General features: G+C 71.3%; 21 protein-coding genes. 11 read left to right on the forward strand and 10 right to left on the reverse strand.

The features are described from left to right. Positions 1-395 precede the first annotated feature (395 nt). Together ACIQAC_RS19465 and ptsP are read left to right on the forward strand one after the other, a co-directional pair. Entirely contained in the window at positions 396-845 is a 450-nt protein-coding gene (locus ACIQAC_RS19465) for a PTS glucose transporter subunit IIA (protein WP_402192707.1), read from the forward strand. A gap of 97 nt (positions 846-942) precedes the next feature. Further along, entirely contained in the window at positions 943-2,613 is a 1,671-nt protein-coding gene (ptsP, locus tag ACIQAC_RS19470; protein ID WP_402192709.1) for a phosphoenolpyruvate--protein phosphotransferase, read from the forward strand. 66 nt (positions 2,614-2,679) lie between these two features. Here the strand turns inward: ptsP and ACIQAC_RS19475 are convergent, their stop codons facing one another. Continuing rightward, positions 2,680-3,576: a hypothetical protein gene (locus ACIQAC_RS19475; protein WP_402192711.1), complete on the reverse strand. Its 897-nt coding sequence runs from the start codon at positions 3,574-3,576 to the stop codon at positions 2,680-2,682. A 108-nt stretch (positions 3,577-3,684) separates the two neighbouring features. Beyond that, positions 3,685-5,652 (reverse strand): acetoacetate--CoA ligase, encoded by a 1,968-nt coding sequence (locus ACIQAC_RS19480; protein ID WP_402192714.1) that lies wholly within the window; start codon positions 5,650-5,652, stop codon positions 3,685-3,687. Between the two features lie 208 nt (positions 5,653-5,860). Between ACIQAC_RS19480 and ACIQAC_RS19485 the strand changes: the two genes are divergently transcribed. Continuing rightward, positions 5,861-8,227 carry a glycoside hydrolase family 31 protein gene (locus ACIQAC_RS19485; protein WP_402192716.1) on the forward strand — a complete coding sequence of 789 codons (2,367 nt, stop codon included), beginning with the start codon at positions 5,861-5,863 and terminating at the stop codon, positions 8,225-8,227. Between the two features lie 2 nt (positions 8,228-8,229). Here the strand turns inward: ACIQAC_RS19485 and ACIQAC_RS19490 are convergent, their stop codons facing one another. Both ACIQAC_RS19490 and ACIQAC_RS19495 read right to left on the reverse strand, forming a co-directional pair. Continuing rightward, positions 8,230-8,763, reverse strand: a complete 534-nt coding sequence (locus ACIQAC_RS19490) for an NUDIX domain-containing protein (RefSeq protein WP_402192718.1) — start codon at positions 8,761-8,763, stop codon at positions 8,230-8,232. A gap of 48 nt (positions 8,764-8,811) precedes the next feature. Beyond that, positions 8,812-9,621: a M15 family metallopeptidase gene (locus ACIQAC_RS19495; RefSeq protein WP_402192721.1), complete on the reverse strand. Its 810-nt coding sequence runs from the start codon at positions 9,619-9,621 to the stop codon at positions 8,812-8,814. Between the two features lie 176 nt (positions 9,622-9,797). Here ACIQAC_RS19495 and ACIQAC_RS19500 point away from each other — a divergent pair, with 176 nt between their 5' ends. From ACIQAC_RS19500 to glpK, 5 genes are all read left to right on the forward strand, one after another. Further along, on the forward strand, positions 9,798-10,223 hold the full coding sequence (locus tag ACIQAC_RS19500) for a Zn-ribbon domain-containing OB-fold protein (protein WP_402193394.1): 426 nt from the start codon (positions 9,798-9,800) through the stop codon (positions 10,221-10,223). Next, positions 10,220-11,410, forward strand: coding sequence for a lipid-transfer protein (locus ACIQAC_RS19505; RefSeq protein ID WP_402192723.1), 1,191 nt, complete (start codon positions 10,220-10,222; stop codon positions 11,408-11,410). Before ACIQAC_RS19500 ends, ACIQAC_RS19505 begins: the two co-directional genes overlap by 4 nt. Before the next feature lie 188 nt (positions 11,411-11,598). Beyond that, positions 11,599-13,251 carry an EAL domain-containing protein gene (locus ACIQAC_RS19510; protein ID WP_402192726.1) on the forward strand — a complete coding sequence of 551 codons (1,653 nt, stop codon included), beginning with the start codon at positions 11,599-11,601 and terminating at the stop codon, positions 13,249-13,251. Between the two features lie 393 nt (positions 13,252-13,644). Continuing rightward, a complete protein-coding gene (locus ACIQAC_RS19515) occupies positions 13,645-14,382 on the forward strand; it encodes an MIP/aquaporin family protein (protein WP_402192728.1) in 738 nt (245 codons plus the stop codon). 20 nt (positions 14,383-14,402) lie between these two features. Next, a complete protein-coding gene (gene glpK, locus ACIQAC_RS19520; protein WP_402192731.1) occupies positions 14,403-15,923 on the forward strand; it encodes a glycerol kinase GlpK in 1,521 nt (506 codons plus the stop codon). Between the two features lie 91 nt (positions 15,924-16,014). Here glpK and ACIQAC_RS19525 read toward each other — a convergent pair whose 3' ends face one another. From ACIQAC_RS19525 to ACIQAC_RS19540, 4 genes are all read right to left on the reverse strand, one after another. Continuing rightward, a complete protein-coding gene (locus tag ACIQAC_RS19525; RefSeq protein ID WP_402192733.1) occupies positions 16,015-16,620 on the reverse strand; it encodes a GTP-binding protein in 606 nt (201 codons plus the stop codon). A gap of 152 nt (positions 16,621-16,772) precedes the next feature. After that, a complete protein-coding gene (locus tag ACIQAC_RS19530; RefSeq protein WP_402192736.1) occupies positions 16,773-17,168 on the reverse strand; it encodes a DUF742 domain-containing protein in 396 nt (131 codons plus the stop codon). Positions 17,169-17,177: 9 nt separating this feature from the next. Continuing rightward, positions 17,178-17,612: a roadblock/LC7 domain-containing protein gene (locus ACIQAC_RS19535; protein ID WP_402192739.1), complete on the reverse strand. Its 435-nt coding sequence runs from the start codon at positions 17,610-17,612 to the stop codon at positions 17,178-17,180. After that, the gene (locus tag ACIQAC_RS19540; RefSeq protein ID WP_402192741.1) at positions 17,609-20,878 is read right to left on the reverse strand and encodes a nitrate- and nitrite sensing domain-containing protein; all 3,270 of its coding nucleotides are present in this window, start codon (positions 20,876-20,878) and stop codon (positions 17,609-17,611) included. Before ACIQAC_RS19540 ends, ACIQAC_RS19535 begins: the two co-directional genes overlap by 4 nt. Before the next feature lie 429 nt (positions 20,879-21,307). Here ACIQAC_RS19540 and ACIQAC_RS19545 point away from each other — a divergent pair, with 429 nt between their 5' ends. Continuing rightward, positions 21,308-21,856: a hypothetical protein gene (locus ACIQAC_RS19545; RefSeq protein WP_402193396.1), complete on the forward strand. Its 549-nt coding sequence runs from the start codon at positions 21,308-21,310 to the stop codon at positions 21,854-21,856. Positions 21,857-21,963: 107 nt separating this feature from the next. Here ACIQAC_RS19545 and ACIQAC_RS19550 read toward each other — a convergent pair whose 3' ends face one another. Next, positions 21,964-23,148, reverse strand: coding sequence for an NAD(P)/FAD-dependent oxidoreductase (locus ACIQAC_RS19550; RefSeq protein WP_402192743.1), 1,185 nt, complete (start codon positions 23,146-23,148; stop codon positions 21,964-21,966). Next, on the reverse strand, positions 23,145-23,468 hold the full coding sequence (locus tag ACIQAC_RS19555) for a bifunctional 3-phenylpropionate/cinnamic acid dioxygenase ferredoxin subunit (RefSeq protein ID WP_402192745.1): 324 nt from the start codon (positions 23,466-23,468) through the stop codon (positions 23,145-23,147). Before ACIQAC_RS19555 ends, ACIQAC_RS19550 begins: the two co-directional genes overlap by 4 nt. 360 nt (positions 23,469-23,828) lie before the next feature. On the opposite strand from ACIQAC_RS19555, the gene ACIQAC_RS19560 reads away from it, so the two are divergent. Both ACIQAC_RS19560 and ACIQAC_RS19565 read left to right on the forward strand, forming a co-directional pair. Next, positions 23,829-24,659 (forward strand): IclR family transcriptional regulator, encoded by an 831-nt coding sequence (locus ACIQAC_RS19560; RefSeq protein WP_402192747.1) that lies wholly within the window; start codon positions 23,829-23,831, stop codon positions 24,657-24,659. A gap of 235 nt (positions 24,660-24,894) precedes the next feature. Next, the gene (locus tag ACIQAC_RS19565; protein ID WP_402192749.1) at positions 24,895-25,980 is read left to right on the forward strand and encodes an S-(hydroxymethyl)mycothiol dehydrogenase; all 1,086 of its coding nucleotides are present in this window, start codon (positions 24,895-24,897) and stop codon (positions 25,978-25,980) included. The last annotated feature ends 8 nt before the right edge of the window (positions 25,981-25,988 follow it).

Genomic DNA, 25,988 nt, shown 5'->3' on the forward strand with positions numbered 1-25,988 from the left:
TGTTGAGTTCTCAAGGAACGGACGCTTCCTTTGTACTCACCCTCTCGGGCTTTCCTCCGGGCTTCCCTTCGGTCTTGCGTTTCCGACTCTATCAGTGTTTTTCCGGCCCTCTGACCACCCTCCTGCGAGCATGCAGAAGTCGGCCCCGAGATAGGATCTGACAAGTTGGATGCTGCCGGACTGAGTCGCTAGTGCGTTGCTCGGCCGCAAGCAGGAGTACGACTGTACAGGCGGCGCCGGAGCAGGCGCAAATCGATTAGCGCCGGGCACTGGGGCCGCGGACCCGACCCTCTCGTGGGGAACCGGGACTTCATATGACATACCCTGCTGAACAGTGCGCCGTCCGGGACAGGTAGTGACGGCCCATATGAATCTCCGCCCCTGGGAGGCTGCCCATGACCACCGTGACGTCCCCGATCGCAGGACGCGCCGTCGGACTGGCCGAGGTACCGGATCCGGTCTTCTCCGGAGCCATGGTCGGCCCGGGTACCGCCATCGACCCTGTGCGTGAGGCCGGCGAGGCGGTGTCGCCCGTCGACGGTGTCATCGTCTCACTTCACCCGCACGCCTTCGTTGTGGTCGACGCCGACGGGCACGGTGTGCTGACCCACCTCGGTATCGACACCGTGCAGCTCAACGGTGAGGGTTTCGAGTTGCTGGTGAACAAGGGCGACACCGTCACGCGCGGCCAGTCCGTCGTGCGCTGGGACCCGGCGGCCGTCGAGGCCGCCGGGAAGTCGCCGGTGTGCCCGATCGTGGCACTGGAGGCGACGGCCGAGGCGCTCTCCGAGCTCCGTGAGGACGGCGACGTCAAGGCGGGCGACACCCTCTTCCTCTGGAAGTGACGTCTTCCTCCGGAAGAGACGTCGTCGCCGTCGTATGACGGTCAGCAGGGCAACCACCATGGCGGCACGGGCCGCCGCACTATCGGAGACGGGTGAGATGGAGACAACGCTGCGAGGCGTCGGCGTGAGCCACGGTGTGGCGATCGGCGAGGTTCGGCACATGGGAACGGCGGTGCTCGAACCGCCCGCCAAGCAGATCCCGGCGGAGGACGCGGAGCGCGAACAGGGGCGCGCTCGCAAGGCCGTTGAGGCCGTGGCGGCCGACCTGGTCGCGCGCGGCAATCTGGCGGGGGGCGAGGCCCAGGCGGTGCTTGAGGCGCAGGCGCTGATGGCGCAGGACCCGGAACTGATGGCGGACGTGGACCGGAGGATCGCGGTCGGCAGCACGGCCGAGCGTGCCGTGTACGACGCCTTCGCCTCGTACCGCGAGCTGCTGGCGGGTGCCGGTGAGTACCTCGCCGGCCGGGTGGCCGACCTCGACGATGTGCGGAATCGTATCGTCGCCCGTCTGCTCGGGGTTCCGATGCCGGGTGTCCCCGACAGTGACGAGCCGTATGTGCTGGTCGCCCGTGATCTGGCGCCGGCCGATACCGCGCTGCTTGACCCGACCCTGGTGCTCGGGTTCGTCACCGAGGAGGGCGGGCCGACCAGCCACAGCGCGATTCTGGCGCGGGCGCTCGGTGTGCCGGCCGTGGTGGCGCTGCCCGGTGCGGGTGAGCTGGCCGAGAGCACGATGATCGCGGTGGACGGCAGCACCGGTGAAGTGTTTGTGAACCCCACCGCGGACAAGAAGGTGCAGTTGCAGGCCGCGGCGGCGGAGCGCAAGGCCGCGCTCTCGGCGTCGACCGGTCCGGGTGCCACCGCCGACGGTCACAAGGTCCCGCTGCTGGCCAACATCGGCGGACCGGCCGATGTGCCTGCCGCGGTCGAGGTCGGTGCCGAGGGCGTTGGTCTGTTCCGTACCGAGTTCCTGTTCCTGGACGACAGCAAGAACGCGCCGTCCGAGGAGAAGCAGGTCGAGGCCTACCGAAAGGTGCTGGAGGCGTTCCCCGAGGGCCGGGTCGTGGTGCGGGTGCTCGACGCCGGTGCCGACAAGCCGCTGGACTTCCTGACGCCGGCCGACGAGCCGAACCCCGCGCTGGGTGTGCGGGGGCTGCGCTCGCTGCTGGACCACCCGGACGTGCTGCGCACTCAGCTGACCGCACTGGCCAAGGCCTCGGAGGGGCTGCCGGTCTACCTCGAGGTCATGGCGCCGATGGTGGCCGACCGGACGGACGCCAGGGCCTTCGCCGACGCGTGCCGTGAGGCCGGGTTGCGGGCGAAGTTCGGCGCGATGGTGGAGATTCCGTCCGCCGCTCTGCGCGCGCGTTCCATCTTGCAGGAGGTCGAGTTCCTGTCGCTGGGGACCAACGACCTGGCGCAGTACACCTTTGCGGCCGACCGTCAGGTCGGTGCCGTGTCCCGGTTGCAGGACCCCTGGCAGCCGGCGCTGCTCGACCTGGTCGCGCTCTCCGCCGAGTCCGCGAAGGCCGAGGGCAAGAGCTGTGGTGTCTGTGGTGAGGCGGCGTCCGACCCGCTGCTGGCGTGTGTGCTGACCGGTCTGGGTGTCACCTCCCTCTCTATGGGTGCCGCGTCCATTCCCTATGTACGGGCCACGCTCGCGAAGTACACGCTGGCGCAGTGCGAGCGGGCCGCAGCGGCCGCGCGCGCGACGGACAGTGCCGATGACGCGCGGCAGGCCGCGCAGGCGGTGCTGTCCGGCGAGTAGTCGGCGGGCCGGCCGGATCGGTCGCCGAGGGGCTTTCCACCATGTGGTGGGAAGCCCCTCTCGCGTTCAGTGGTGGTGTCCCGGTGCCGGATCGCCGTCCTCTCCGAGGTCGGGTGGGACGCAGTAGTCGACACCTGATTCCGGTGAGACGAGGTCGCCGGACTCGATGTCGGTGCAGTAGGCGTCGAACACCTCGCCGGCCGTGAGGGGTTCGAGTCCGTCACCGCGCAGGCGCCATCCGTAGATCCGGTCGGTGGTGCCCGGTGCGCTGGTGCGCATCACGAGTCCTCCGGGCCTCTGTGTGGCGATGCCGAGGGCCAGGACCGTGGTGAACTCCAGGGTCTCGGCCTCGTCCAGCTGGGTGGTGCCGGTGCTGTCCTCGTCGGCGTGGAGGACGGCGACGACCATTTCCGGTGTGCCGGAAACCGTACAGACGAGATGTCGGTTGCCCGGTGGGGATGTGTCGAGGACGCGGACGAGGAGGGCGGAGGCCCGGGTGAACGCGGCGCGGCCGACGTCCTCGCCGCAGGTGGCGCAGGCGCCGAGGCGGGCCAGGAGTGTGGAGGCGTACTCCCAGGTCGCCTGGCGGACGGCTTCGTCGACGAGGGCGGGGACGAGGTCGTCCAGTGGCTGGCCCTCGTAGGCCAGGGCCGGTCCGGTGGCGGCGAGTTCGGCGGTGTAGCGGGTGCGGCTGGACGGGACGTCGGGGTCCAGGCCCGTTTCCGTGCAGAACTCGGCGTACTCCTGTGGGTCGAAGAGGGCGACCGTGGTGTGGCTGCCCTCGGAGGCGCGTGTCCTGAGCAGGAGTTCGACCTGGCGCAGGTAGGTCCGGTGGTCGTCGAAGGTGAAGGTGCGGTAGCGGCGCATCGCCCGGAAGTCGTGCTCGTCGGTGAGCAGGCCGATGGTGCCGGCGAGTTCGCGGTTCAGGACGCGTCGCATGGTCCGATGGTCGGTGTTGGTCATGGTTCCCCCGTGTGCAGACGATCAGTGCGGTCGATCAATGCTCACTCAGAGTAATTGACGGCACTGACAATGGCGCCGGGGAGCCGGATCGCTGTCACCCCGTGTGACTCAGGCGCGTTTGCGGGCGAGCTGCTCGTAGAAGTGGAGGAGGTCGAGGTTGTCGATCGAGCCGGGGTTGACCGCCTTTTCCAGCGGGGTGCCCTGGAGCAGTCGCTTGACCGGGACCTCGATGCGTTTGCCGGTGAGGGTGTGCGGGATGCCGGGGACCTGGATGACCTCGTCCGGGACGTGGCGGGGGGACAGCTCGGCGCGGATCGTCCGCTTGATCCTCGTCAGGAGCGCGTCGTCGAGCTGTGCTCCGGTGGCGAGGTGCACGAAGAGCGGCATCCAGTAGCCGCCGTCGGGCAGTTCGACGCCGATGACGAGTGATTCCCTGATCTCGGGGAGGCGTTCGACGGCTTCGTAGATGTCGGCCGAACCCATGCGTACGCCCTGGCGGTTGAGCGTGGAGTCGGAGCGGCCGTGGATGACGACGGAGCCGCGTGAGGTGAGCGTGATCCAGTCGCCGTGGCGCCAGACGCCGGGGTAGGTGTCGAAGTAGCTGTCGTGGTAGCGGCGGCCGTCGGGGTCGTTCCAGAAGCGGATCGGCATCGAGGGCATGGGGTTGGTGACGACGAGCTCGCCGACCTCGTCGACGAGGGGCTTGCCGCTGGGGTCCCAGGACTGGAGGTCGGTGCCGAGGCAGGCCGCCTGGAGTTCGCCGATGTGGACGGGCAGGGTGGGTACGGCGCCGGCGAAGCAGGAGCACACGTCGGTGCCGCCGCTGACGGAGGCGATCCACAGGTCGTCACGGACCTCGTCGTGGAGCCAGCGGAATCCGTCGGGCGGCAGCGGGGAGCCGGTGGTGGCGACGCAGCGCACCGAGGAGAGGTCGTGGTCCCGCGCGGGGTGCACCTCTGCCTTGCGGCAGGCCATGACGTAGGCGGCCGACGTGCCGTACAGGGTGGCGCGGGTGCGTTCGGCGACGCGCCACTGGGCGCCGGTGTCGGGATAGCCGGGGCTGCCGTCGTGCAGGACGATCGTCGTGCCGGTCAGCAGGCCGGAGACGAGGAAGTTCCACATCATCCAGCCGGTCGACGTGTACCAGTAGAAGCGGTCCTCGGGGCCGAGGTCGCAGTGCAGGCCGAGCTGTTTGAGGTGTTCGACGAGGATGCCGCCCTGGGACTGGACGATGGCCTTGGGCAGGCCCGTGGTGCCGGAGGAGTAGAGCACCCACAGGGGGTGGTCGAAGGGCACCTGCTCGAAGACGGGCTCCACGTCGGCGGCGGTCAGGGCCGACCATTCCAGGGCGCCTTGTGGGGCTTCGGTGCCGAGCAGCGGGATGTGGACGACGGCCCGCAGGGTGGGCAGTTCCGCGCGGAGTTCGGTGACGGTGTCGCGGCGGTCGTGTTCCTTGCCGCCGTAGCGGTATCCGTCGACGGTGAACAGGACGACGGGTTCGACCTGCTGGAAGCGGTCGAGGACGCTGCGGGCGCCGAAGTCGGGGGCGCAGGACGTCCAGACGCCGCCCACGGCGGCTGTGGCGAGGAGGGCGACGACGGCTTGCGGGATGTTGGGCAGGTAGCCGCAGACGCGGTCTCCGGGGGTCACCCCGAGGGCGCGCAGTTCGGCTGCCAGGGAGCCGACCTGGCGGCGCAGTTCGGCCCAGGTGACGGACCGGGTGTCGAGTGTCTCGTCGACGCAGACGAGGGCTGTCTCGTCCGCGCGGCTGCCCGCCGCGCGGAGGGCGTGCTCGGCGTAGTTGAGGGTGGCTCCGGGGAACCACTGGGCGCCCGGCATGGCGCGGTCGCCCAGCACGCGCGCGTAGGGCGTGGAGAAACGTACGTCGAACCACTCCGTGACGGCCTTCCAGAAGGCCTCCAGGTCGGTCACGGACCAGCGGTGCAGTGCCGCGTAGCCGCCGTCGGCGGGGGCATCGTGGTACTGGGCCGCCCAGGCCTGGAACTTGGTGATCCGTGCCTCGGCGACGAGGTGCGGATCGGGTTCCCAGAGCGGCTGGGGGGTGGCGGTCGACATGTGCGGCTCCCGGACTCTGCGCGTCGTTGCGTCGCTCGTGTACGCGCTGGTGGCGAGTGACACGGCTGACAGGGACGATGCCATCTGATCGATTCCCGCACCAGGGCGCTCCGCACATAGTCTCGGTCATGAAGATGTGGTCCTGGCACGGGTGAACGACAGTTGAACGATGCACCGGCCGGGGTCTGCCGATGGCAGGCTGAGCAGCATGGATGGTCGTGACCTGGTGCGTTCGGTGAAGTCGATGGGTGCTGCTGGCGCGGCCCAGGGGTTGCGTACCGTGAGGGCCGCTTGGCGGAGCAGGCGGGCCGATGCCGCCGCGCTGCCGCGGCGGGGCGCGGAACGCGCGCGTGTGCCGGGGCCCGTGCAGGACGTGGAGCCGGGGCCTGGCGGGGGTCTGATCCGGTTCGCCCGCTCGGATCTGCGGATCATGGTCGCGGCGAACGGGACGGTGTTCTGGGGCTGGGACGGGGCCGCTCCCGAACCGTCGTACGCGCTGACCGGTGCCTGTCCCGAGCCTGATCCGCGGGCGCTGCTGGAGCCGGACAAGGACGGCGGCTGGCGGGTGGTGGCCGAGCGGGTGACGATCGTGATCTCCCGGCACGGAGCGGTCGAGGTGCGTACGCCCGGAGGTGTGACGCTGCGCCGGGAGCAGCCGCCGCGCTGGTGGGAGCCGGTCGACGGCGGTGCGGCCCGCTGGATGCAGCGTTCCGAGGTGGCGGCCGACGCGCGGTTCTTCGGGCTGGGCGGGCGGGCGTCGGGGCCGCGGCTCAAGGACGGGACGTACCGGCTGTGGAACACCGATCCGGGGCGGGCCTTCGGCCGGGCCGACGATCCGCTGTACATCACGATGCCGCTTCAGCTGGTGGTGGCCGACGCGTCGACGCATCTGATCTTCTACGACTCCTCCTGGGACGGGTCCGTGGCCTTGTCCCACGGCGAGGAGGGCGCCGGGTCGGGGCACGACCGGCCGGGCACGAGCGAGCTGCGGATGGACGGCGGTCCGCTGCGCTGCTGGGTGATGGTGGGTACGCCCGCGCGCGTGCTGCTGTCGTGGGCGGCGCTCACCGGTCCGCCCGCGCTGCCGCCGTCGTGGGCGCTGGGGTACCACCACGCTCGGTGGGGGTTCGGCGGTGAGCGGGAGGTGCGGCGGATCGTGGCGGGCTACCGGGAGCACGGGCTGCCGCTCGACGCGGTGCATCTGGACATCGACCACTACGACGAGCACCAGGTGTTCACGGTGGACCAGGAACACTTCCCCAAGCTGTCCGGGCTCGCCGAGGAGCTGCGGGGGGAGGGGATCCGGCTGGTGTCGATCGTCGACCCGGCGGTCAAGGCGGAGCCGGGGAACGCGGTCCACGACGCGGGGGCGGCGCGGGACGCGTTCGTCCGGGACGCGTCGGGCCGGGTCGTGCGGGGTGTGGTGTGGGCCGGCGAGTCGGTCTACCCGGATTTCACGCACCCGCGCGTGCGGGAGTGGTGGGGCCGGCTGTACGAGGAGCGTCTGGCGCAGGGTTTCTCGGGTTTCTGGCACGACATGAACGAGCCGACGTCGTTCGCGGCCTTCGGCGAGTCGACGTTGCCGAGGTCGGCGCGGCACGCCCTGGAGGGGCGTGGCGGTGATCACCGGGAGGCGCACAACGTCTACGCGCTGGGTATGGCGAGGGCGGCGTACGAGGGGCTGCGCGAACTCGCTCCGGAGCTGCGCCCGTTCGTCTTCTCGCGGTCGGGCTGGGCCGGGATGCAGCGGTACGGGGGGACCTGGTCCGGGGATGTCGCGACGGGCTGGCCGGGGTTGCGGGCGTCGCTGTCGCTGGTGATGGGGCTGGGGCTGTGCGGGGTGCCGTACTCGGGGCCGGACGTGGGTGGTTTTGACGGCAGTCCGTCGCCGGAGCTGTATCTGCGCTGGGTCCAGCTGGGCGCCCATCTGCCGTTGTTCCGCACGCACGCGAGCCTGCGGGCGGGGCGCCGCGAACCGTGGGAGTTCGGGCCCGAGGTACTGGAGCACGCGCGCGAGGCGCTGGTCGAGCGCAGGCGGCTGCTGCCGTACTTCGTGACGCTGGCGCATCTGGCACGGCGGACGGGTGCGCCCTATGTACGACCGCTGTGGTGGGGGGCTCCCGAGGACCGTGCGCTGCGTGACTGCGAGGACGCGTTCCTGCTGGGCGACAGTCTGCTGGTGGCGCCGGTGCTGGACCCGGGGGCGGACCGGCGGGCGGTGCAGCTGCCGCGTGGGCGCTGGTACGACACGGCGACGGAGAAGGTGTACGAGGGGCCCGGGCAGGTGCTGGTGGATGCCCCGTTGGCGCGGATTCCGGTGCTGGTACGCGCGGGTGCCGTCCTTCCCGTGCGGGGCGAGGACGGCGGTCTGGAGCTGGAGGTGTGGGCTCCCGCGCGGGGGCGTACCGGGAGCGGTCTTGTGGTGCCCGACGGTGGCGACGGGTGGGAGGAGCCGGAGATGGAGCGGTACTTCACCCGCTGGGAGGGCTCGGAGGTGGTGGTGGAGCGGGAGCGGGAGGACGGCCCGGTCGAGCCGTCCCACCCGGTGCGTGTGCGGGGACTGTCGGAGGGCTGAGGTCAGTAGCGGCCCTCGAACCAGGCCCTGGCGGCCAGTGTGTGCAGAGGGAAGGCGAGTTCCTCGGCCCTGCGCAGGAGGTGCCAGCCCGCTGTCTCGTCCGTGGCGGCGGACTGGGGCAGGCCGTCGGCGGGGCGTTCCGGCAGGAGGCCGAACAGCAGCAGATGCCCGTCGGGCGAGCTCATGGCGTCGGCGAGCCGGACGTCGCGGCTCGCCGCGTCGATGCCCGTCTCCTCCTTCAGCTCGCGGACGATCGCGTGGCGCCAGTCCTCGCGGTCGTCGATGAAGCCGCCGGGGAGCGCGATGCCGCCCCGCCCGGGAGCGATGGTTCGTGTGATGACGACGAGGGCGGTGCCCTGCGTGTCGTACACCGGCTGGAGTGCCACCGCGACCGGCGTGGGATTGCGGTAGGCCACGGCCCCGCACGCCCGGCATGTGCGGGGCCAGCCGGTGATGCCCTCTCCATAGGGCGATCCGCAGCTCGAACAGTGGGAGTTCGGCGCGGAGTTGGAGATGGAGTGTTGATTATCGGACACGTCGCGGACTGTATCCGATCACGTGAAGGACGTCTTCTCCGCGCGGTGTCAGTGGGTCCTGGTGAGGGATTTCCAGGAGACGGGGAAGTCGAAGTAGGTGTCCGGGTAGAGCTCGGGCTTGAAGGTGAAGTGCCACCACTCCTCGGCGAGGTTCACGTAGCCGAGGTCTTCGAGGGTGGTCTTCAGGAGCAGGCGGTTGGCGCGCTGCTTGCCCTGGATCCGCGGGTCGAGGGTGTGCGAGCGGGTGTCGAAACAGTCGTAGCCCGTGCCCATGTCGACGGAGTTGTCGGGGAAGCGCTCGGACCGGGGGGCGTAGCAGGGCACGAGGGGTTCGCCGGGGACGTAGGGCCTGGTCGGGAGGGCCGGGAGCTTCACGATGGTGAGGTCGACGGTCGAGCCGCGGCTGTGGCCGGACTTCTCGGCGATGTATCCGTCGATGAACAGGCGGGTCTTGTCGACGGAGGGGTAGAACTCGCGCTTCATGGCCTGGTCGTCGAGGTCCTCGGCCCAGCGGACGAAGTGGTCCACCGCGCGCTGGGGGCGGTAGCAGTCGTAGACCTTGAGTGTGTAGCCCTGGCGCAGGAGTTTCCGCTGGGCCTTGTGGAGGGCTTGGGCGGCGGGGCGGGTGAGGATGCACAGCGGCTGCCGGTAGCCGTCGACGGGCTCACCGACGAAGTTGTGCGGGGTGACGTAGCGCATCTCCTCGATGATCGTCGGGTCCACGGTGCGCAGTGCCACGAAGCCGTCGGGGGCCTTGGGCTCCTGGGTGGCCGTGGCGGTGGCCGGGGTGACGGTGAGGGCCAGCAGGGCCGCGAAGGTGCCGGCCACGGCTCGTACCGCGGTGGAGAGTCGTGTCATGCCCCCTGCGTCTATCAGGAGCGTGGTGTCCGGGGGAAGTGATCGGGTGCGGTCGGCGTCGGCGTGTCCGGATTGGCTCTGTCGCCCTCTCCCCGTGGGTGGGTCCGCGTGACAGACTTCTGACGGGTCGTCAGTTTCGGCATCCGGGAGGGGTTTTGTCGCGTACACGCACTCCGGTGGTGGACGGCTGGTTCACCGGCGACGGGGACGGCTTCCGGCTGCTGGGCACACGGTGTTCGGGCTGCGCCTCGGTCTTCTTCCCGCGCGAGGACGTCCACTGCCGCAACCCCGGCTGCACGGGTGGTGATCTCGCGGAGGTACCGCTGTCGCGGAGCGGTCGGGTCTGGTCGTACACGGACAGCCAGTACAAGCCTCCGTCACCCTACGTGACGAACCCGGAACTTCCGTGGGAGCCGTACACGTTGATCGCTGTAGAACTGCCCGCCGAGCGGATTGTGGTGCTGGGGCAGGCGGTTCCGGGGACCACCGTCGCGGATCTGGCGGTGGGCATGGAGGTGGAGGCCGTCTCCGGCGTGCTGTACGAGGACGCGGAGACGACCTGGTTGACCTGGCATTGGCGGCCGACGGGGGTGGCGGTATGACGAGGGACGTGGCGGTGCTCGGCGCGGGGATGCACCCGTGGGGCAAGTGGGGGCGCGGCTTCGCCGAGTACGGGGTGGTGGCGGCGCGGGCCGCGCTGGCGGACGCCGGCCTTCAGTGGCGGGACGTCGGCTCGATCGTCGGCGCGGTCACTGTGCGTGGTGGTTATCCGGGGTATGTGGCGGGAGCGTCGTTCGCCAGGGCGCTGGGCTGGCAGGGGGCCCGCGTCGCGAGTGTCTACGCGGCCTGTGCGTCGGGGGCGCAGGCGGTGCACACCGCGCGGACACAGATTCTCGCCGGGCTCGCCGACGTGGTCCTCGCCGTCGGGGCCGACGCCGCGCCCAAGGGTTTCTTCCGGCCGGCGGGCGGGGACCGGCCCGACGACCCGGACTGGCTGCGCTTCCGTGTGCTGGGGGCGACCAATCCGACGTACTTCGGGCTGTACGCGCGCAGGCGGATGGCGTTGCACGGGGACACGCCGGAGGACTTCGCCCGGGTCAAGGTGAAGAACGCGGCGATGGGGGCGCTGAATCCGCACGCGCGCTACCGCAAGCGGGTCACGGCCGACGAGGTGGCCGCCTCGCCGGTGGTCGCCGATCCCCTGCGGCTGCTGGACATCTGCGCGACGTCCGACGGCGGGGCGGCCGTGGTGCTGTCCAGCATGGACTTCGCGCGCCGGCACGGGGCCGGGGACCCGGTGCGGGTCCGCGCGGTGTCCACCGTGACCCCGCGCTATCCGAACACGGTCCTCGATCTGCCCGACATCGCGACGGACTCCGCGGTGGCGGTCGAGCCGGATCCGGTGCCCTTCCGCACGGCGATCGCGCGTGCCGCCTACGAGGAGGCGGGCGTCGGACCGGAGGACCTGTCCCTGGCGGAGGTGTACGACCTGTCCACCGCACTGGAGTTGCAGTGGTACGAGGATCTCGGGCTCTGCGGCGCGGGCGAGGGCGCCAAGCTGCTGCGCGAGGGGGCCACAGCTCCCGGCGGGCGAATACCGGTGAACGCGAGCGGCGGACTGGCGTCGTTCGGGGAGGCGGTGCCGGCCCAGGCGATCGCTCAGGTCTGCGAGCTGACCTGGCAGTTGAGGGGCGAGGCGGGTGACCGGCAGATCGCCGGGGCGCGTGTGGGGATCACGGCCAACCAGGGACTGTTCGGGCACGGTTCGGCGGTCGTCGCCGTACGGTGAACGGCGGGGTGCCGGTAGGGCACCCGAGAGTCGTACGCACGCTCGCGTTTCCGTCGTGCCTGCGGAGTCGCGCGCGTCCACCACCTGGGCGAACGGCGTATTCGTACGCCGCGTCAGCACCCAGGAATGGTGCGTGAACGTCTTATGAATTGCCCCTGGGCGTAGGCCTTTGGCGCCATCATGCTGCCGTGCGCTCCTGGACGGATTCTCTCCGCTTCGCGTTCCAGCCCGTGGTCAATCTGACCACCGGAGGGATCGCCGCACTGGAGATCCTGGCCCGCCCGGAGTCCGGCGACATCCTCGCCGAGGCGCGCCGCGACCCTGAACTCGACGGAGCGATGGCCGTGTTGGCGGTGCGGGCGGCGGTGCGCAAGGAGACGATGATGCCGCTGCACGTCAACGTGTTCGCGGGCACGCTCGCGGACCTCGGCGGGCTCACCCCGCTGCACGACGCGGTGCGCCGGGCGGGGCGGCTGCCGTGGGAGGTCACCGTCGACGTCAGCCCGCCCTACACGCACGTGCCGCACCACGCCCTGCTGGAGGCGGTGGGCGCGCTGCGGCAGCAGGGCTTCCGGCTCAGCGCGGACGGGGTGGGAGACGGCGATGTACCGCTGCGGCTGCTCACGGACATGGCGCCCGACCTGGTGAAGCTCGACGCGTCGCTGCTGGCGCGGAGCGCGGCGGTGAAGGCGATGCGCACCCTGTGCGAGGAGTTGGGGGCGCTGCTGGCCGTCGAGGGCGTCGAGACGGAGTTCCAGTGCGCGGCGGCGCGGGCGGCCGGGGCACAGTTGGCGCAGGGGGAGCTGTTCGCACCGCCGTCCCGGCTGCCCGTCGCGGACGTGTACGTGCCGCCGCTCGCCCCGGCGGCCGGTTCGCTGCCGCGCTCCGGTCCGTCGGTGCGGGAGTTCGTACGGCCCGCCGCGCTGCTGCCGGACAACGCGTCCGCGGCACAGGTGCGGGCGCTGCTGACCGGGTCGCCGGACATCTCCGGGGTGCTGCTGGTGGACCGGGACGGGGTGCCCGTGCGGTCGGTGCACCGCTCGCGGTTCCTGCTGTCGATGTCGGGCCGCTACGGACACGCGCTCTACGCCGACCGGCCCGCGTCGAAGCTGGGTGATCCGCCGCGGACGGTGGGGGTGCACGCCACCGCCTGGGAGGTGCTGGACGTGGTGGCCGACGGCGACCGCGCCCGTACGTCCGACGATGTGGCGGTCGTCGACGGCTACGGACGCTGTGTGGGCGTCGTACGACTCGCGGATCTGGTGCGGGCGTTGTCGGAGACGCGGGTGGAGGAGGCGGCCGGGCTCAATCCGCTGACCCGGCTGCCGGGTTCCGACGCGATCACCGCCGAGGTGGACCGGCGGATCGCCGACGGGCGGACCTTCGCGCTGAGCTGGCTCGACGTCGACCACTTCAAGCAGGTCAACGACGGGGCGGGGTTCGCGGCCGGGGACGAGCTGATCCGGTCGGTGGGGCGGGTGTTGCAGCGAGCCGCGGACGGCAGCACGCGGGTGGGGCACATCGGCGGGGACGACTTCCTGGTCCTGGCCGATCCGGAGGGCCTTGAGCCGCTGGCGGCGGTGGTGCTGGACGAGCCCTGGTCGGCGGGCGGTCTTCGGGTCACGCTGTCGCTGGCGACGGTGCTGTGCCTGCCCGGCAGTGTGGCCGACCACCGGCAGGCGGCGGCGTGTCTCGCGCCGCTGAAGAAGGCCGCCAAGGCACTAAGCGGGGCGAGTTGGGTGCTGGGGCGGGCGGGGCTGGTGGGGCACGAGGTCCGGCGTGGGGCGGGGCCGGCGTCCGGGCCGGCGGGTTACGCGGTGGTGGAGCCGGGACTGGGCTGAGCCGGACCCGGCCGGCAACCGCCCCTGCCGTACCGGTCGTTGAGGGTGGTCGGGCGACTCGTCGGGAGCCGCCTGTCACCGTTGGTGTCCGCGACCTTGACGCCTTATGGGCCTCGGTGAACACTTCCGGTGTCAGTCGACATCGCCGTACATCTCGGCGCATTCCGGCACGCGCCGCGGGTCTTTCCCGACGCAGGGGTCCACTCCCCCACGGGTGATACGGCTGCCGGCACGCTCGACACGGCCGCCGGGCGGGGCGTGGGACCGTCCCGTCTCCGGCGGAAGCCGCCACGGGAAGTCACGGGAGCCACCAGAGCCACCGGAAACGCGCCCGGCAGGGAGCCGAGCCGGGGTCGAACACCCCGGGACAGGGCACAGCCCCTAGGAGCCGTCATGAGCAACGGAGACATATTCGTCGGCGAGATCATCGGAACCGCGATCCTGATCCTCTTCGGCGCCGGCGTCTGCGCCGCGGTCACCCTGAAGTACTCCAAGGCCCGCGCCTCGGGATGGATCGTGATCGCGTTCGGCTGGGGATTCGGTGTGCTGGCGGGCGCCTACACCGCCGCGCCCCTGTCCGGCGGGCATCTCAACCCGGCCGTCACCCTGGGCATCGCGGTCGACACCGGGGAGTGGGGCAAGGTCTGGGTCTATGTGCTGGGGCAGATGGTCGGTGCCGTGCTCGGCGCGGTGCTGGCGTATCTCGTGTATCTCGCGCAGTTCCAGGCCAACGTGCCCGAGGAGAACTCCGCGGACGAGCCGACTCCCACGCTCGGGATCTTCTCCACCATCCCGGAGATCCGGAACCCGGTGGCCAACCTCGTCACCGAGATCATCGCGACCGTCGCCCTGGTGCTGCCGGTCCTCGCGTTCGGGCTGACCGAGGGGCTCGGCCAGTCCGGCACCACCGTACTGATCGTCTCGCTGCTGGTCGTCGGCATCGGTCTCTCGCTCGGCGGGCCCACCGGCTACGCCATCAACCCGGCCCGCGACCTCGGTCCCCGTCTCGTCCACAGCTTCCTGCCCATCCCGAACAAGGGCACGTCCGACTGGGCCTACGCCTGGGTGCCGGTGGTCGGCCCGCTGGCCGGAGGGGCGCTCGCCGGCCTCATCTACAACGCAGCCTTCTGAACCGAGCCCAAGGGGTAGCAATGACCGACAACGCCGACAAGTACGTCGCCGCGATCGACCAGGGCACCACCTCCAGCCGCTGCATCGTCTTCGACCACGGCGGCGCGATCGTCGCCGTCGACCAGCGTGAGCACCGCCAGATCTTCCCCAAGCCCGGCTGGGTGGAGCACGACGCGACGGAGATCTGGTCCAAGGTGCAGGCCGTGGTCGCCGGCGCGCTCGCCAAAGCCGGGCTGCGTGCGGACCAGCTGAGCGCTCTCGGCATCACCAACCAGCGCGAGACGACCGTGTTGTGGGACCGCGCGACGGGCAAGCCGGTGCACAACGCGATCGTCTGGCAGGACACCCGCACCGCCTCGCTCTGCCACGAACTGGGCGGCTCCGACGGGCAGGACCGTTTCCGCGAGCAGACCGGGCTGCCGCTGGCGAGCTACTTCTCGGGCCCCAAGGCGGCCTGGCTGCTGGACAACGTGCCCGGCCTCAGGACCCGCGCCGAGCACGGCGAGATCGCCTTCGGCACGATCGACTCCTGGCTCATCTGGAACCTCACCGGCGGCACCGACGGCGGCCGGCACGTCACCGACGTCACCAACGCCGGACGCACCATGCTGATGAACCTGGAGACCCTCCAGTGGGACTCCTCGATCCTGGCCGCGATGAACGTCCCCGAGGCGATCCTCCCGGAGATCAGGTCCTCGGCGGAGGTGTACGGCACCGCCGTGGGCCAGCTCTCGGGCGTACCGGTCGCGTCAGCGCTGGGCGACCAGCAGGCGGCGGTCTTCGGGCAGGCCTGCTACGACGTGGGCACCGCGAAGAACACGTACGGCACCGGCAGTTTCCTGCTGCTCAACACGGGCAACCGGCCGGTGCCGTCGAAGAACGGGCTGCTGACGACCATGGGGTACAAGATCGGCGGCGAGGCGCCCGTGTACTGCCTGGAGGGGTCGATCGCCATCACGGGCGCGCTCGTCCAGTGGTTCCGGGACCAGCTCGGCATCATCCGCAGCGCGGACGAGATCGAGACACTGGCGGCGAGCGTCGACGACAACGGCGGCGCGTACATCGTGCCCGCGTTCTCCGGCCTCTTCGCGCCGTACTGGCGCTCCGACGCGCGCGGGGTGGTCACCGGGCTGACCCGGTACGTCACCAAGGGGCATCTCGCGCGGGCCGTGCTGGAGGCGACGAGCTGGCAGACGCGTGAGGTCGTGGACGCGATGTACCAGGACTCCGGTGTGCACATCACCACCCTCAAGGTGGACGGAGGCATGACCAGGAACAACCTCCTGATGCAGCACCAGGCCGATGTGCTCGGCGTGCCCGTGATCCGGCCCCGGGTCTCCGAGACGACCTGCCTGGGGGCGGCCTACGCGGCCGGACTCGCCACCGGCGTCTGGAACGACCTCGACGAACTCAAGTCGCACTGGCAGAAGGACGTCGAGTGGACACCCGCCATGGAGGCGTCGGTGCGCGAGCGCGAGTACCGCAACTGGCGCAAGGCGGTGGAGAAGAGCTTCGGCTGGGAGGAGAACGGCGCGGGGTGATCCTCCGCCTCGGGACAGCGGCCCGTACCCCGGTCGGCGGGGGTACGGGCCGCGTACGCCGGTCCGGAGTGTCCGAACCGGCGCGTGGGGCTCAGGTGGAGACCGCCTGGCGGCGGTTGGCCGTGAACTCCATCGCGTGCTCGACCACGGCGATGAGGACGTCCTTGACGGACTCCCGGTCGCGCGCGTCGCACAGCACCAGGGGAACGCCTTCGTCGAGGTCGAGCGCCTGGCGGACCGCGTCGGCGGGGTAACGGTCCGCGCCCTCGAAGCAGTTGACGCCGACCACGAACGGTATCGAGCGCCGCTCGAAGTAGTCGACCGCGGCGAAACAGTCCTCCAGGCGCCGCGTGTCGGCGAGGACGACCGCGCCGAGGGCTCCCTCGGTCAGCTCGTCCCACATGAACCAGAACCGCTCCTGGCCCGGCGTGCCGAAGAGGTACAGCACGAGGTCCTCGCGCAGGGTGATACGGCCGAAGTCCATGGCGACGGTGGTGGTGTGCTTGTCCTCCACGCCACTGATGTCGTCCACCGGACGCCCTGCCTCGGTGAGCAGTTCCTCCGTCCGCAACGGCCGGATCTCACTGACCGCGCCGACCATGGTGGTCTTGCCGACGCCGAAGCCGCCGGCCACCAGGATCTTCAGCGTGACGGGCTCGACCGGTGGCTTGCCACGCTCGGATCGCCCGAACTTCATCGATCTCTTCTCCTGCTCGGTGGGGATCGCGTGTCCGCGGGCCGCCGTGCTCGGGTCCGCGGATGGTCGTCGACGATGCGTCAGATCATATCGGCAGAGCGTGTGCGGCAGTTGATCCGGTGGGGGCGCGACGGCGGACTCCGGGGCTCGGTTCAGAGCGCCCGGAGGCCGTTGATCACATCGCGCAGCACGCTCTCGTCCGGCAGCTCGGCGGGCGGCACGGGGCGGTTCACGTGGACGAACTCGTTGTCCACGAGGTCGCCGACGAGTACCCGCACCACGCCCACCGGCAGGTCGAGTTCGGCGGCGAGTTCGGCGACGGACTGAGGGGCGTCACGGCACAGTTCGACGATGTCGACGTGTTCCGGGGACAACGACCCGTCGGTGTCCGGGTCGTCCCCCTGGGTCTCCGCGACGACCAGCGCGATCAGATCGAGGCGGTGCTGGGCCGCGTGATGGGTGCGGCCACGTGTCATCGCGTACGGCCGGACGACCGGTCCCGCCTCGTCGTCGAACCAGTGGCTTCTTTCCTCACCGTCTGCGTTCATGCCATCCCACTACCCGCCGGAGGACAGATCGGTGCGTGGAGCGGCGGCCAGATGTACGCCGACTCTCTTGACCAGCAGTGTCATCTCGTACGCGACCTGCCCGACGTCGGAGTCGGCGTCCGAGAGCACGGCCAGGGCGCTGCCGTCGCCGGCGGCCGTGACGAACAGGAACGCGTCGTCGAGCTCCACGACGGTCTGGCGCACGTTGCCCGCCTCGAAGTGCCGGCCCACCCCCTTGGCGAGGCTGTGGAATCCGGAGGCCACGGCGGCCAGGTGCTCGCCGTCCTCCCGCGTCAGGCCGTCGGACACGCCGGTCGCCAGCCCGTCCCCGGAGAGGACGACGGCCTTGCGGATGCTCGCGACGCGGTCCACGAGGTCGTCGAGGAGCCAGTTGAGCTCGCCCGACTTGTTCGCGCTGTGGTCGGTCGGCTTCGGTGCGGTCATCGACCGTCCCCCTTAGTGGTTCCCTGTGGTGCTGTGCCGCCCTGGACGTCGTCGCCCGCGGCGTTTTCGTCGCGGCCCCGCTGCCAGCCGCGCTGGAGCGAGGCCATACGGCTGCGGACCTCGTCGGCGTCCCGCTCGACGGGCTCGGCCGGAGGTTCGGGCCGCCGCTCGGGTGAGTTTCTCAGCTGCGGCGCCAGATTGGCCTGCCGGACACGGCGGGGCAGCGTGCCGAAACCGGGCCCTGCCGGGTTCTCGGGGGTGCCGGTGCCGGAGGTGCCGGAGGTGCCGGAGGTGCCGGGGGTGCCGGTGCCGGAGGTGCCGGGGGTGCCGGGGGTGCCGGTGCCGGAGGTGCCGGAGGTGCCGGGGGTGCCGGTGCCGGGGTGAGCGCCTGCGGTACGGGGATCGCCGGTCGCGGGGGCGCCTCCGGAGCGTCCGGAGCCACGCAGGCTTCCAGAGTCCCCCGAGTCACGCGGGCCCGGCGTGTCGCGAAGTCCGCCCGAGTCCCGTGGACCCCCTGAGCCACGCAGGCCCCCGGAGTCACGAAGGCCGCCCGAGTCGCGTAGGTCGCTGGAGTCCCGTAGACCGCCCGAGTCTCGTAGACCGCCCGAGTCTCGTAGACCGCCCGAGTCTCGTAGACCGCCGGAGTCGAGTCCGTCCCCGGCCCCGGTGCCGACCGGTCCGTCGGTCGCCGTCGTGGTGGGCCGGTGCGGCTCCGCGGCTCCGCGTGTACGGCGGGGAAGGGCGGGCGGCCCGGCGGACGGCTCGGTGCCCGCGCCGAGGGCGCTGTCGCCCCGTTCCGTGCCCGGACCGGAGTCGGGGCCGCCCAGAGGTCCCATGGCCCCCGAAAGCCCCGTGGCTCCCGGCGTACGCCGCACGGGACCCGTGACCGGCCGCCGCGCGGGGAGCCCCGGAAGTTCGGTGGCCGCGTCGTCGTCCGGGGTCTGGCGACGGAGGCGCTGGTCGGTGACCGGGCGGCCGTGGGAGCTGACGAGCTTGGGCGTCTGGCGCCGGGGCAGCGGGACGGGGGCGCCGGAGTCGTCCGGACCGCCCTGACCCGGGGTGGTCTCCGGCGCGCGTGGCGGGGTTCCGGTGGTGCCGTCCTCGGTGAGGTGGCGGCGCGCGCGGAACAGTACGCCGCGCTCGCTGTCCTCGTTGTCGAGTACGCCGGGGAACTGCTCGATGGCGTCCAGGTCGACGGGCGCCTCCATGCCGACCGGCGCCTCCAGTTCGACGGGTCCGTCGAGGAGCGAGGCGGGCAGGCCGGGGAGTTGCACCGGCATCTGGGACAGCGCCGCGCGGCGGCCGTCGTCCAGCCGGGCGTCCTTGGCGGGGCGGGGCCGGTCCAGACGGAAGCCGACACCGTTGGTGTCCGGGACCTCGTCCGTGAGGAGGGAGTCGGGGATGAAGACGACCGCGGTGGTGCCGCCGTAGGGCGAAGTCTGGAGGGAGACCCGGACGTTCTGCCGCTGGGCGAGCCGGCTGACCACGAACAGGCCGAGGCGGTCGGTGTCCGACAGCTCGAACTCGGGGGTCTCGGCGAGCCGCAGGTTGGCGTCGAGGAGCGCCTCGGCGGCCATGCCGAGTCCCCGGTCGTGGATCTCCAGGGTGAATCCGTTGGCCACCCGCTCGCCGATGACCTGGACGGCGGTGTGCGGCGGGGAGAACACGGTGGCGTTCTCCAGGAGTTCGGCCACGAGGTGGGTGAGGTCGGCGACGGCCGGTCCGGTGACGGCCGTGCGTGGCAGGCGGCGGACCTCGATCCGCTCGTAGTCCTCGACCTCGGCGACGGCCGCGCGGACGACGTCCATGAGCTGGATGGGTTTGCGCCACTGCCTGGAGGGGGCGGCGCCGGAGAGGATGACCAGGCCCTCGGCGTGCCGGCGCATCCGGGTGGTGAGGTGGTCGAGGCGGAACAGGTCCGCGAGTTCCTCGGTGTCCTCGGTACGGCGTTCCATGGTGTCGAGGAGGGTGAGCTGCTTGTGCAGCAGGACCTGGCTGCGGCGGGCGAGGTTGACGAACACCTCGGAGACGCCGGAGCGGAGTTCGGCCTGCTTGACGGCGGCCTCGACGGCGGCGCGCTGGAGGGTGTTGAGGGCCTGGCCGACCTCACCCATCTCGTTCCTGTCGTACTCCAGGTGCGGGACCTCGGTCTCGACGTCGACCTGTTCGCCGGCGGACAGGCGGCGCATCACGCTGGGGAGCCGGACACCGGACGCCTCGTGGGCGTCGAGCCGCAGCTGGCGCAGGTCGCGGATGAGGCCGCGGCCGATGCGTACGGACACGATGAGCGAGATCAGCAGCGCGGCGAGTCCGAGCGCGTTGGCGAGGACGAGCCGGACGATGGCGTCGGTGGCGATGGGCCGCACACGGTCCTGATAGCGGTCCGAGGCCTCGTCGTTGAGGGTGCCGAGTCCGCCGAGGACGTGTCCGGCGGCCTTGTCCCAGTCGCTCGCGTCGCCGCTCTCGGTCCTGCCACCGCCGGAGGAGAGTGCGGACTCCTCGGCGACCCGCAGGGGGGCGGTCTCCGCGTTCTTCCAGAAGCGCTCGTAGCGGCCGCGCTCGGCGGTGGGGAGCAGCGGGAGGTTGACGTCGTACATCAGGTTCCGCTGGGCGACGAGGTCGGTGACGTCGCGGATCTCGGCGCGGGTGAGGGTGCCGACGACGAGTGCGGAGCCGAGCAGCGCGTCCTCGCGGGCGAGGAGTTCACGGGCGCGCGAGAGGTTGACGAGGGCGCGGTACTGCTTGTCGAGCTCGACGTCGTCGACCGCGTGCAGGTTGGCGAGCAGGACGAAGCAGGGGTCGACCAGGCGGTTGTACAGGTCGAGGGCCTGTGCGCGGTTGACGGTGCCGTCCTCGACGCTGCGCCGCAGGGAGTCCATGCCGTCGAAGGCGTCGAGGACCGCGGTGAGCCGCTCGCCGGTGTCCGAGCCGATCGCGTCGCGGACGTCCGGGTCCCGGGCGCTCCTGCGCAGTGCCGCGACGGCCTCGTCGGTGGCGCCGCGGCTGCGGCGCAGCGCGGCGAGGCCGTCCGAGTCCCGGGGGTCGGCGAGATGGACGAGTGTCTGGCGGCGCTCCTGCTGGAGGACACGGACGGTGTCCTCGGCCGGGTAGCCCACGTCCTCGACGACCGAGGACGCGGTGAACACCCGGTCGGCCTCGCGTGCCGTGACCGCCGTGTCGAGGGCCCAGATGGCCGTCAGGGACACCAACGGCACGAGCAGCAGCGCCACGATCTTCCTGCGGATGGACTTCCCGCGAAAGCGCATGGCCTCCCCCAGCTCGACCCCCACCGGCAGGGGGTGCACATGTACGTCAACAAACGGCGCGAGCCTACTACTGACCCACTGGTAACTCGAAGAGCTGTCCGGAGGGCGAACGTCCGGGGTCGCGACAAGGCGGGACACGGCAGGGGGAGTTGTCCGCTCATTGCGGGAGATTGTGTCCACCGGGGCGGACTTGGCCGGTCGGGCGGGTACGACGGCACGGCACCCGGTGTTGGCCGGAAGTTTTCGCCCCGTGGGAATCTTCGGGACGTCTCGTTCGTCCTTCTCTACGGGAAATGGGGGCGGAATCGGCCACACGAGCCGCATCCCGCACCCGGGCGGCGTAATTCAGCGCAAGCCGGGCAGCCAATGGGGAGTCGGGTCTTCGGACCGGGACAGGTGGTCTGCCAGGCGGTGGGGAGTGACACGATGATGGGCACGGCGGAGCGGCACGAGGCGCCCGAGGACGGCGCCGTGGCGAGTGCGCGGGAGCCGCGGGGCGGATTGAAGGCACCGGATCGCGACATTCCGGTGGAGACAGGGGCGGACGTGATCTCGCGTCCGGCGAGGGACAGGACCGAGGAACCGGTCTACTACCGGCCGTTGTGGATCGAGGAGCCGACAAAACGCCGTCGGCTGCCCGATCCGGTGCGGACGTCCGCGGTGCGGGCCGTGATCATCATCTCGCTGACGCTGATACAGGCCATGGTGGCCGTGCTGTGCACGCTGGCCGAGTCGTGGCTGGCGTTCCCGATGGTCATCAGCAGCCTGGTCAGCACGGTCGTGGCGACGTGGAGCGCGGTGGACGTGTGGGTGACCCGCCAGGTCTGGCACCAGCGCAACGGCGTGGTGTCGGTGCCCAGCAGCACCGCCCGCACCCTGCGGCGGGAGCGCCGCCGGGCCCGTCGCCAGGCACGTGCGGCGGCGCGGTCGCAGGAGCGGATACGCAGGCCCGGGGGCGCCGGGCTCTCGCACTCCTGACGGGGCGGTTTCTGTATACGGCGGTGGGGGCGCCGGGTCCTTCGAGGGGCCGGCAACCCCGCGGACGAAGAGTCGGCGGTCCCGTGGGCGAGAGTCCGGCGGACCCCTCACCCCACCACCGACCCCACCCTCCCTCCCCCGCGCGCGAGTTCGCGTCGTATGCGCATAAAGGTGCGGGGGCGGTCTACGGACAGCGCGGCCGTGACCCGGCCGTCCCGTTCGTACAGGGCGAGGAAGCCGTCGTCGGCCGGGGCGCCGTCGACCAGCCCGCCTTCGGCGATCCGCACGGTGTCGCCGTCCTGACGGCGGCCGGCGAACTGGAGCCGTGAGCCGTACTGGTCGGACCAGAAGTACGGCAGCGGCCGGACGGTCGTGACGGTGTGCCCGGCGAGCAGGTTGGCCACGGCTACCCGGGGCTGCTCGGTCGCGGAGGTCCAGTGTTCCGCGCGCGCCCCGCCGACCCGGGCGACATCGCCGACGGCGACGACCTGGGGCAGCGAGGTGACGCAGCCGTCGTCGCAGAGCACTCCGTCGTGCAGGGCCAGCGTCGAGCCCGCCAGCCAGGCGGTGTTGGGGGTGGCGCCGATGCCGACGATCACGGTGTCGGCGGGGAGGATCCGGCCGTCGTCGAGTTCGACGCCGGTGACGGCGGCCGTGCCGTGCAGTCCGGCGACCTGACGGCCGGTGAGCATGTCGACGTCCCCCCGGCGGTGGAGGGTGGCGCACACGGCGGCGAGTTCGGCGCCGAGTTGGGGCACGAGCGGGAGCGGCGCGGCTTCGACGACGGTGACGGTGTGGCCGAGGGAGGCGCACGAGGACGCCGTCTCGGCGCCGACGAAGCCACCGCCGACGACCACCACGCGGCGTGGGCCGTCGGCGAGTTCCGCGCGCAGGGCGCGGGCGTCGTCGAGGGTGCGCAGGGTGTGGACGCCGGGCAACCCGTGCCGGGGAAGCCGCCGGGCCGAGGCTCCGGTGGCGATCACCACGCCGTCCGTGGAGACCGTACGGCCGTCGTCGAGCAGGACGGTCCGGCCACGGGCGTCGAGGCCGCGGGCGCGCGTGCCCAGGCGCCATTCGGCGTCGAGTTCGGCGCTCTCCGCGTCATCGGTGAGAGCGAGCCGGGTCTCGTCCAGACGGCCCGTGAGATAGTCCTTGGACAGGGGTGGCCGGTCGTAGGGCCGGTGGGTCTCGTCGCCGACGACGACCAGTCGGCCGTCGAAACCCTGGGCGCGCAGTTCCCGGGCCGCGTACAGGCCGGAGAGCGAGGCGCCGACCACGGTGACGGTCCTCATGCGGCGGTGCCCTCCTGGGCGGCGATGTGGACGTGCACCACACCCTCGTCGACGGTGACGCGGTGGGTGCGCAGGGCGCGCCGGGCGGGCAGACAGGTCGGCTCGCCCGTACGCAGATCGAATGAGGCCGCGTGCAGTGGGCATTCGACCAGACAGCCCTCCAGCCAGCCCTCGGACAGTGACGCGTCCTGGTGGGTGCAGGTGTCGTCGACGGCGTACAACTCGCCGTCCTCGGTGCGGAACACGGCGACGGGCGGGGTGGTGTCCAGGCGGACGGACTCGCCCTCGGGGAGGTCTTCGAGACGGCACACGGGAATCATGGGCCCCCCTCTCGGTACAGGACGTGGACGGAGGCGCACGCGGTACCGGACGCGCACGGAAGTGCACGGGGTCCGGACGTGCGCGAAGGGTGCACGGAAGAACGGGACACGCGCGGAGTGCTCGGGGACGCGGAGGTTGCTCGGCGGTTCGGGACGTACGACGTACACGGACCAGGTGGGTCGACCGGCGGTCCGGAGGGTCCGGCTCCTGGTGGGAACCGGACTCTCGGGTAACATGATGTTCCAGATGGCGCACGAGCGAGCGCTCTGCGCAACAGAATCCGGGCGGGGCAACCGTCGCGTCAAGGGTTTCCCGAAGATGCGGCCCAAACCGGGCCGCCAGGTGGTGAGAGTTGAGCTATGGCCCGCACGCAGAGGCAGTCCGACAGCGGCGAGGAGCCGGCCGAGAACTCCGTGGCGTCAGGCGGCAGAAGCACCCCCAGCGCGGTCCAGTCGGTGGACCGCGCGGTGAGCGTCCTGGAGATCCTCGCCCGGCTCGGTGAAGCGGGTGTCACGGAGATCGCCGACGAGCTGGACGTGCACAAGTCGACGGCGTTCCGGCTGCTCGGCGTTCTGGAGAACCGCGGTCTGGTGGGCCAGGCCAAGGACCGCGGCAAGTACTACCTGGGAGCCGGCGTGCTACGCCTCGCGGGGGCGGCGGCAGTACGTCTGGACATCTCCCAGGAGGGCGTCCCGCTCTGCCGTGAACTCGCCGACGAGCTGGGCGAGACGGTCAACATCGCGGTCCTGGACGACGACGCGGCGGTCAACATTATGCAAGCGCGCGGCAGCGCCTCGGTGACCGCCCAGAACTGGCTCGGCCGGCGCACCCCGCTGCACGCCACCTCCAGCGGCAAGGTGCTGCTCGCGCACATGCCGGCGACGCTGCGCGAGGGTCTGCTGGCCCGTTCGCTGCCCCGGTTCACCCAGCGGACGATCACCGGCCCGGTCGCCCTGCGCGGGGAGCTGGACGCCGTGATCGAGCGGGGGTACGCGCTCGCGGTGGAGGAGCTGGAGGTGGGGCTGGCCGCCACGGCGGCGCCGGTGCGCGCGCACGACGGCCGGGTGATCGGCGCGGTCAGCGCCTCGGGCCCGGTCTACCGGCTGGACCCCGAGCGGCTGCCGGAGCTCACCAAGCGCACGGTGGCGGCCGCCACCGAGCTGTCCAAGCGCATGGGTTACGGCTTCTGACCGACGTCCGGGCAGACGCACCGCCCGCCGGAGGTCACCGGCGGCCGGCGAAGAACGGCGCGGGACCAGGGAGTTTCCCCGGTCCCGCGCCTTCGTGTGTCCGACGTGTTTCGTCGCGTCCGCGCGTTTTGCCAAGGGTTAACCCGCACCTCTTGACGGCCGCTCGATGCGCTTCTCACTATGTTCCTCATCGCGCAACCCATCGTGCATTGCGCAACAGCAGAGGAGCTAGGTCGTGCCACATGAGGTTCGTGCCGTAGTCGCTGTGAAAAAGGGCGCGCCCGTCGAGGTGCGGACGATCGTCGTCCCCGATCCGGGGCCCGGGGAGGTCCTGGTCACCGTGCAGGCCTGCGGGGTCTGCCACACGGATCTGCACTACCGGGAGGGCGCGATCAACGACGACTTCCCGTTCCTCCTCGGCCATGAGGCGGCCGGCACGATCGAGGAGGTCGGCGAGGGTGTCACCGACCTCGAACCCGGGGACTACGTGGTGCTCGCCTGGCGCGCGCCCTGCGGCACCTGCCGCTCCTGCCGCCGCGGCCGCCCCTGGTACTGCTTCGACTCCCGCAACGCCGCCCGGCCCATGACCCTGACGGACGGCACACCGCTGTCCAACGCCCTCGGTATCGGCGCGTTCGCCGAGAAGACGCTGGTCGCGGCCGGTCAGGCGGTGAAGGTCGACCCGTCGGCCCGGCCCGAGGCAGCGGGCCTGATCGGCTGCGGGGTGATGGCCGGCTACGGCGCGGCCGTGAACACCGGCAACGTGGGCCGCGGCGACTCGGTCGCCGTCATCGGCTGCGGCGGCGTCGGCAACGCGGCCATCGCCGGTGCCTGTCTCAACGGCGCCATGAAGGTCATCGCCGTCGACATCGACGACAAGAAACTGGACCAGGCCGAGAAGTTCGGCGCCACCCACACCGTCAACTCCCGTGGTACCGACCCGGTGGAGGCCGTCCGCGCACTCACCGACGGACACGGAGTCGACATAGCGATCGACGCCGTCGGCCGGCCCGAGACGTTCACACAGGCCTTCTACATGCGCGACCACGCCGGTCTGCTGGTCCAGGTCGGTGTCCCGGCACCGGACATGAAGGTCGAACTCCCCCTCATCGACGTCTTCTCGCGCGGCGGCGCCATCAAGTCGTCCTGGTACGGGGACTGTCTGCCGAGCCGCGACTTCCCGTTCCTGATCGACCAGTACCTGTACGGCCTGCTCGACCTCAACGCCTTCGTCTCCGAGACGATCGCCCTGGACCAGGTCGAGGAGGCCTTCGCCAGGATGCACCGCGGCGAGGTGCTGCGCTCCGTGGTCGTCCTGTGAACGGCCTC

The organism is Streptomyces sp. NPDC088387 (assembly GCF_044753385.1).
Lineage (GTDB): Bacteria > Actinomycetota > Actinomycetes > Streptomycetales > Streptomycetaceae > Streptomyces.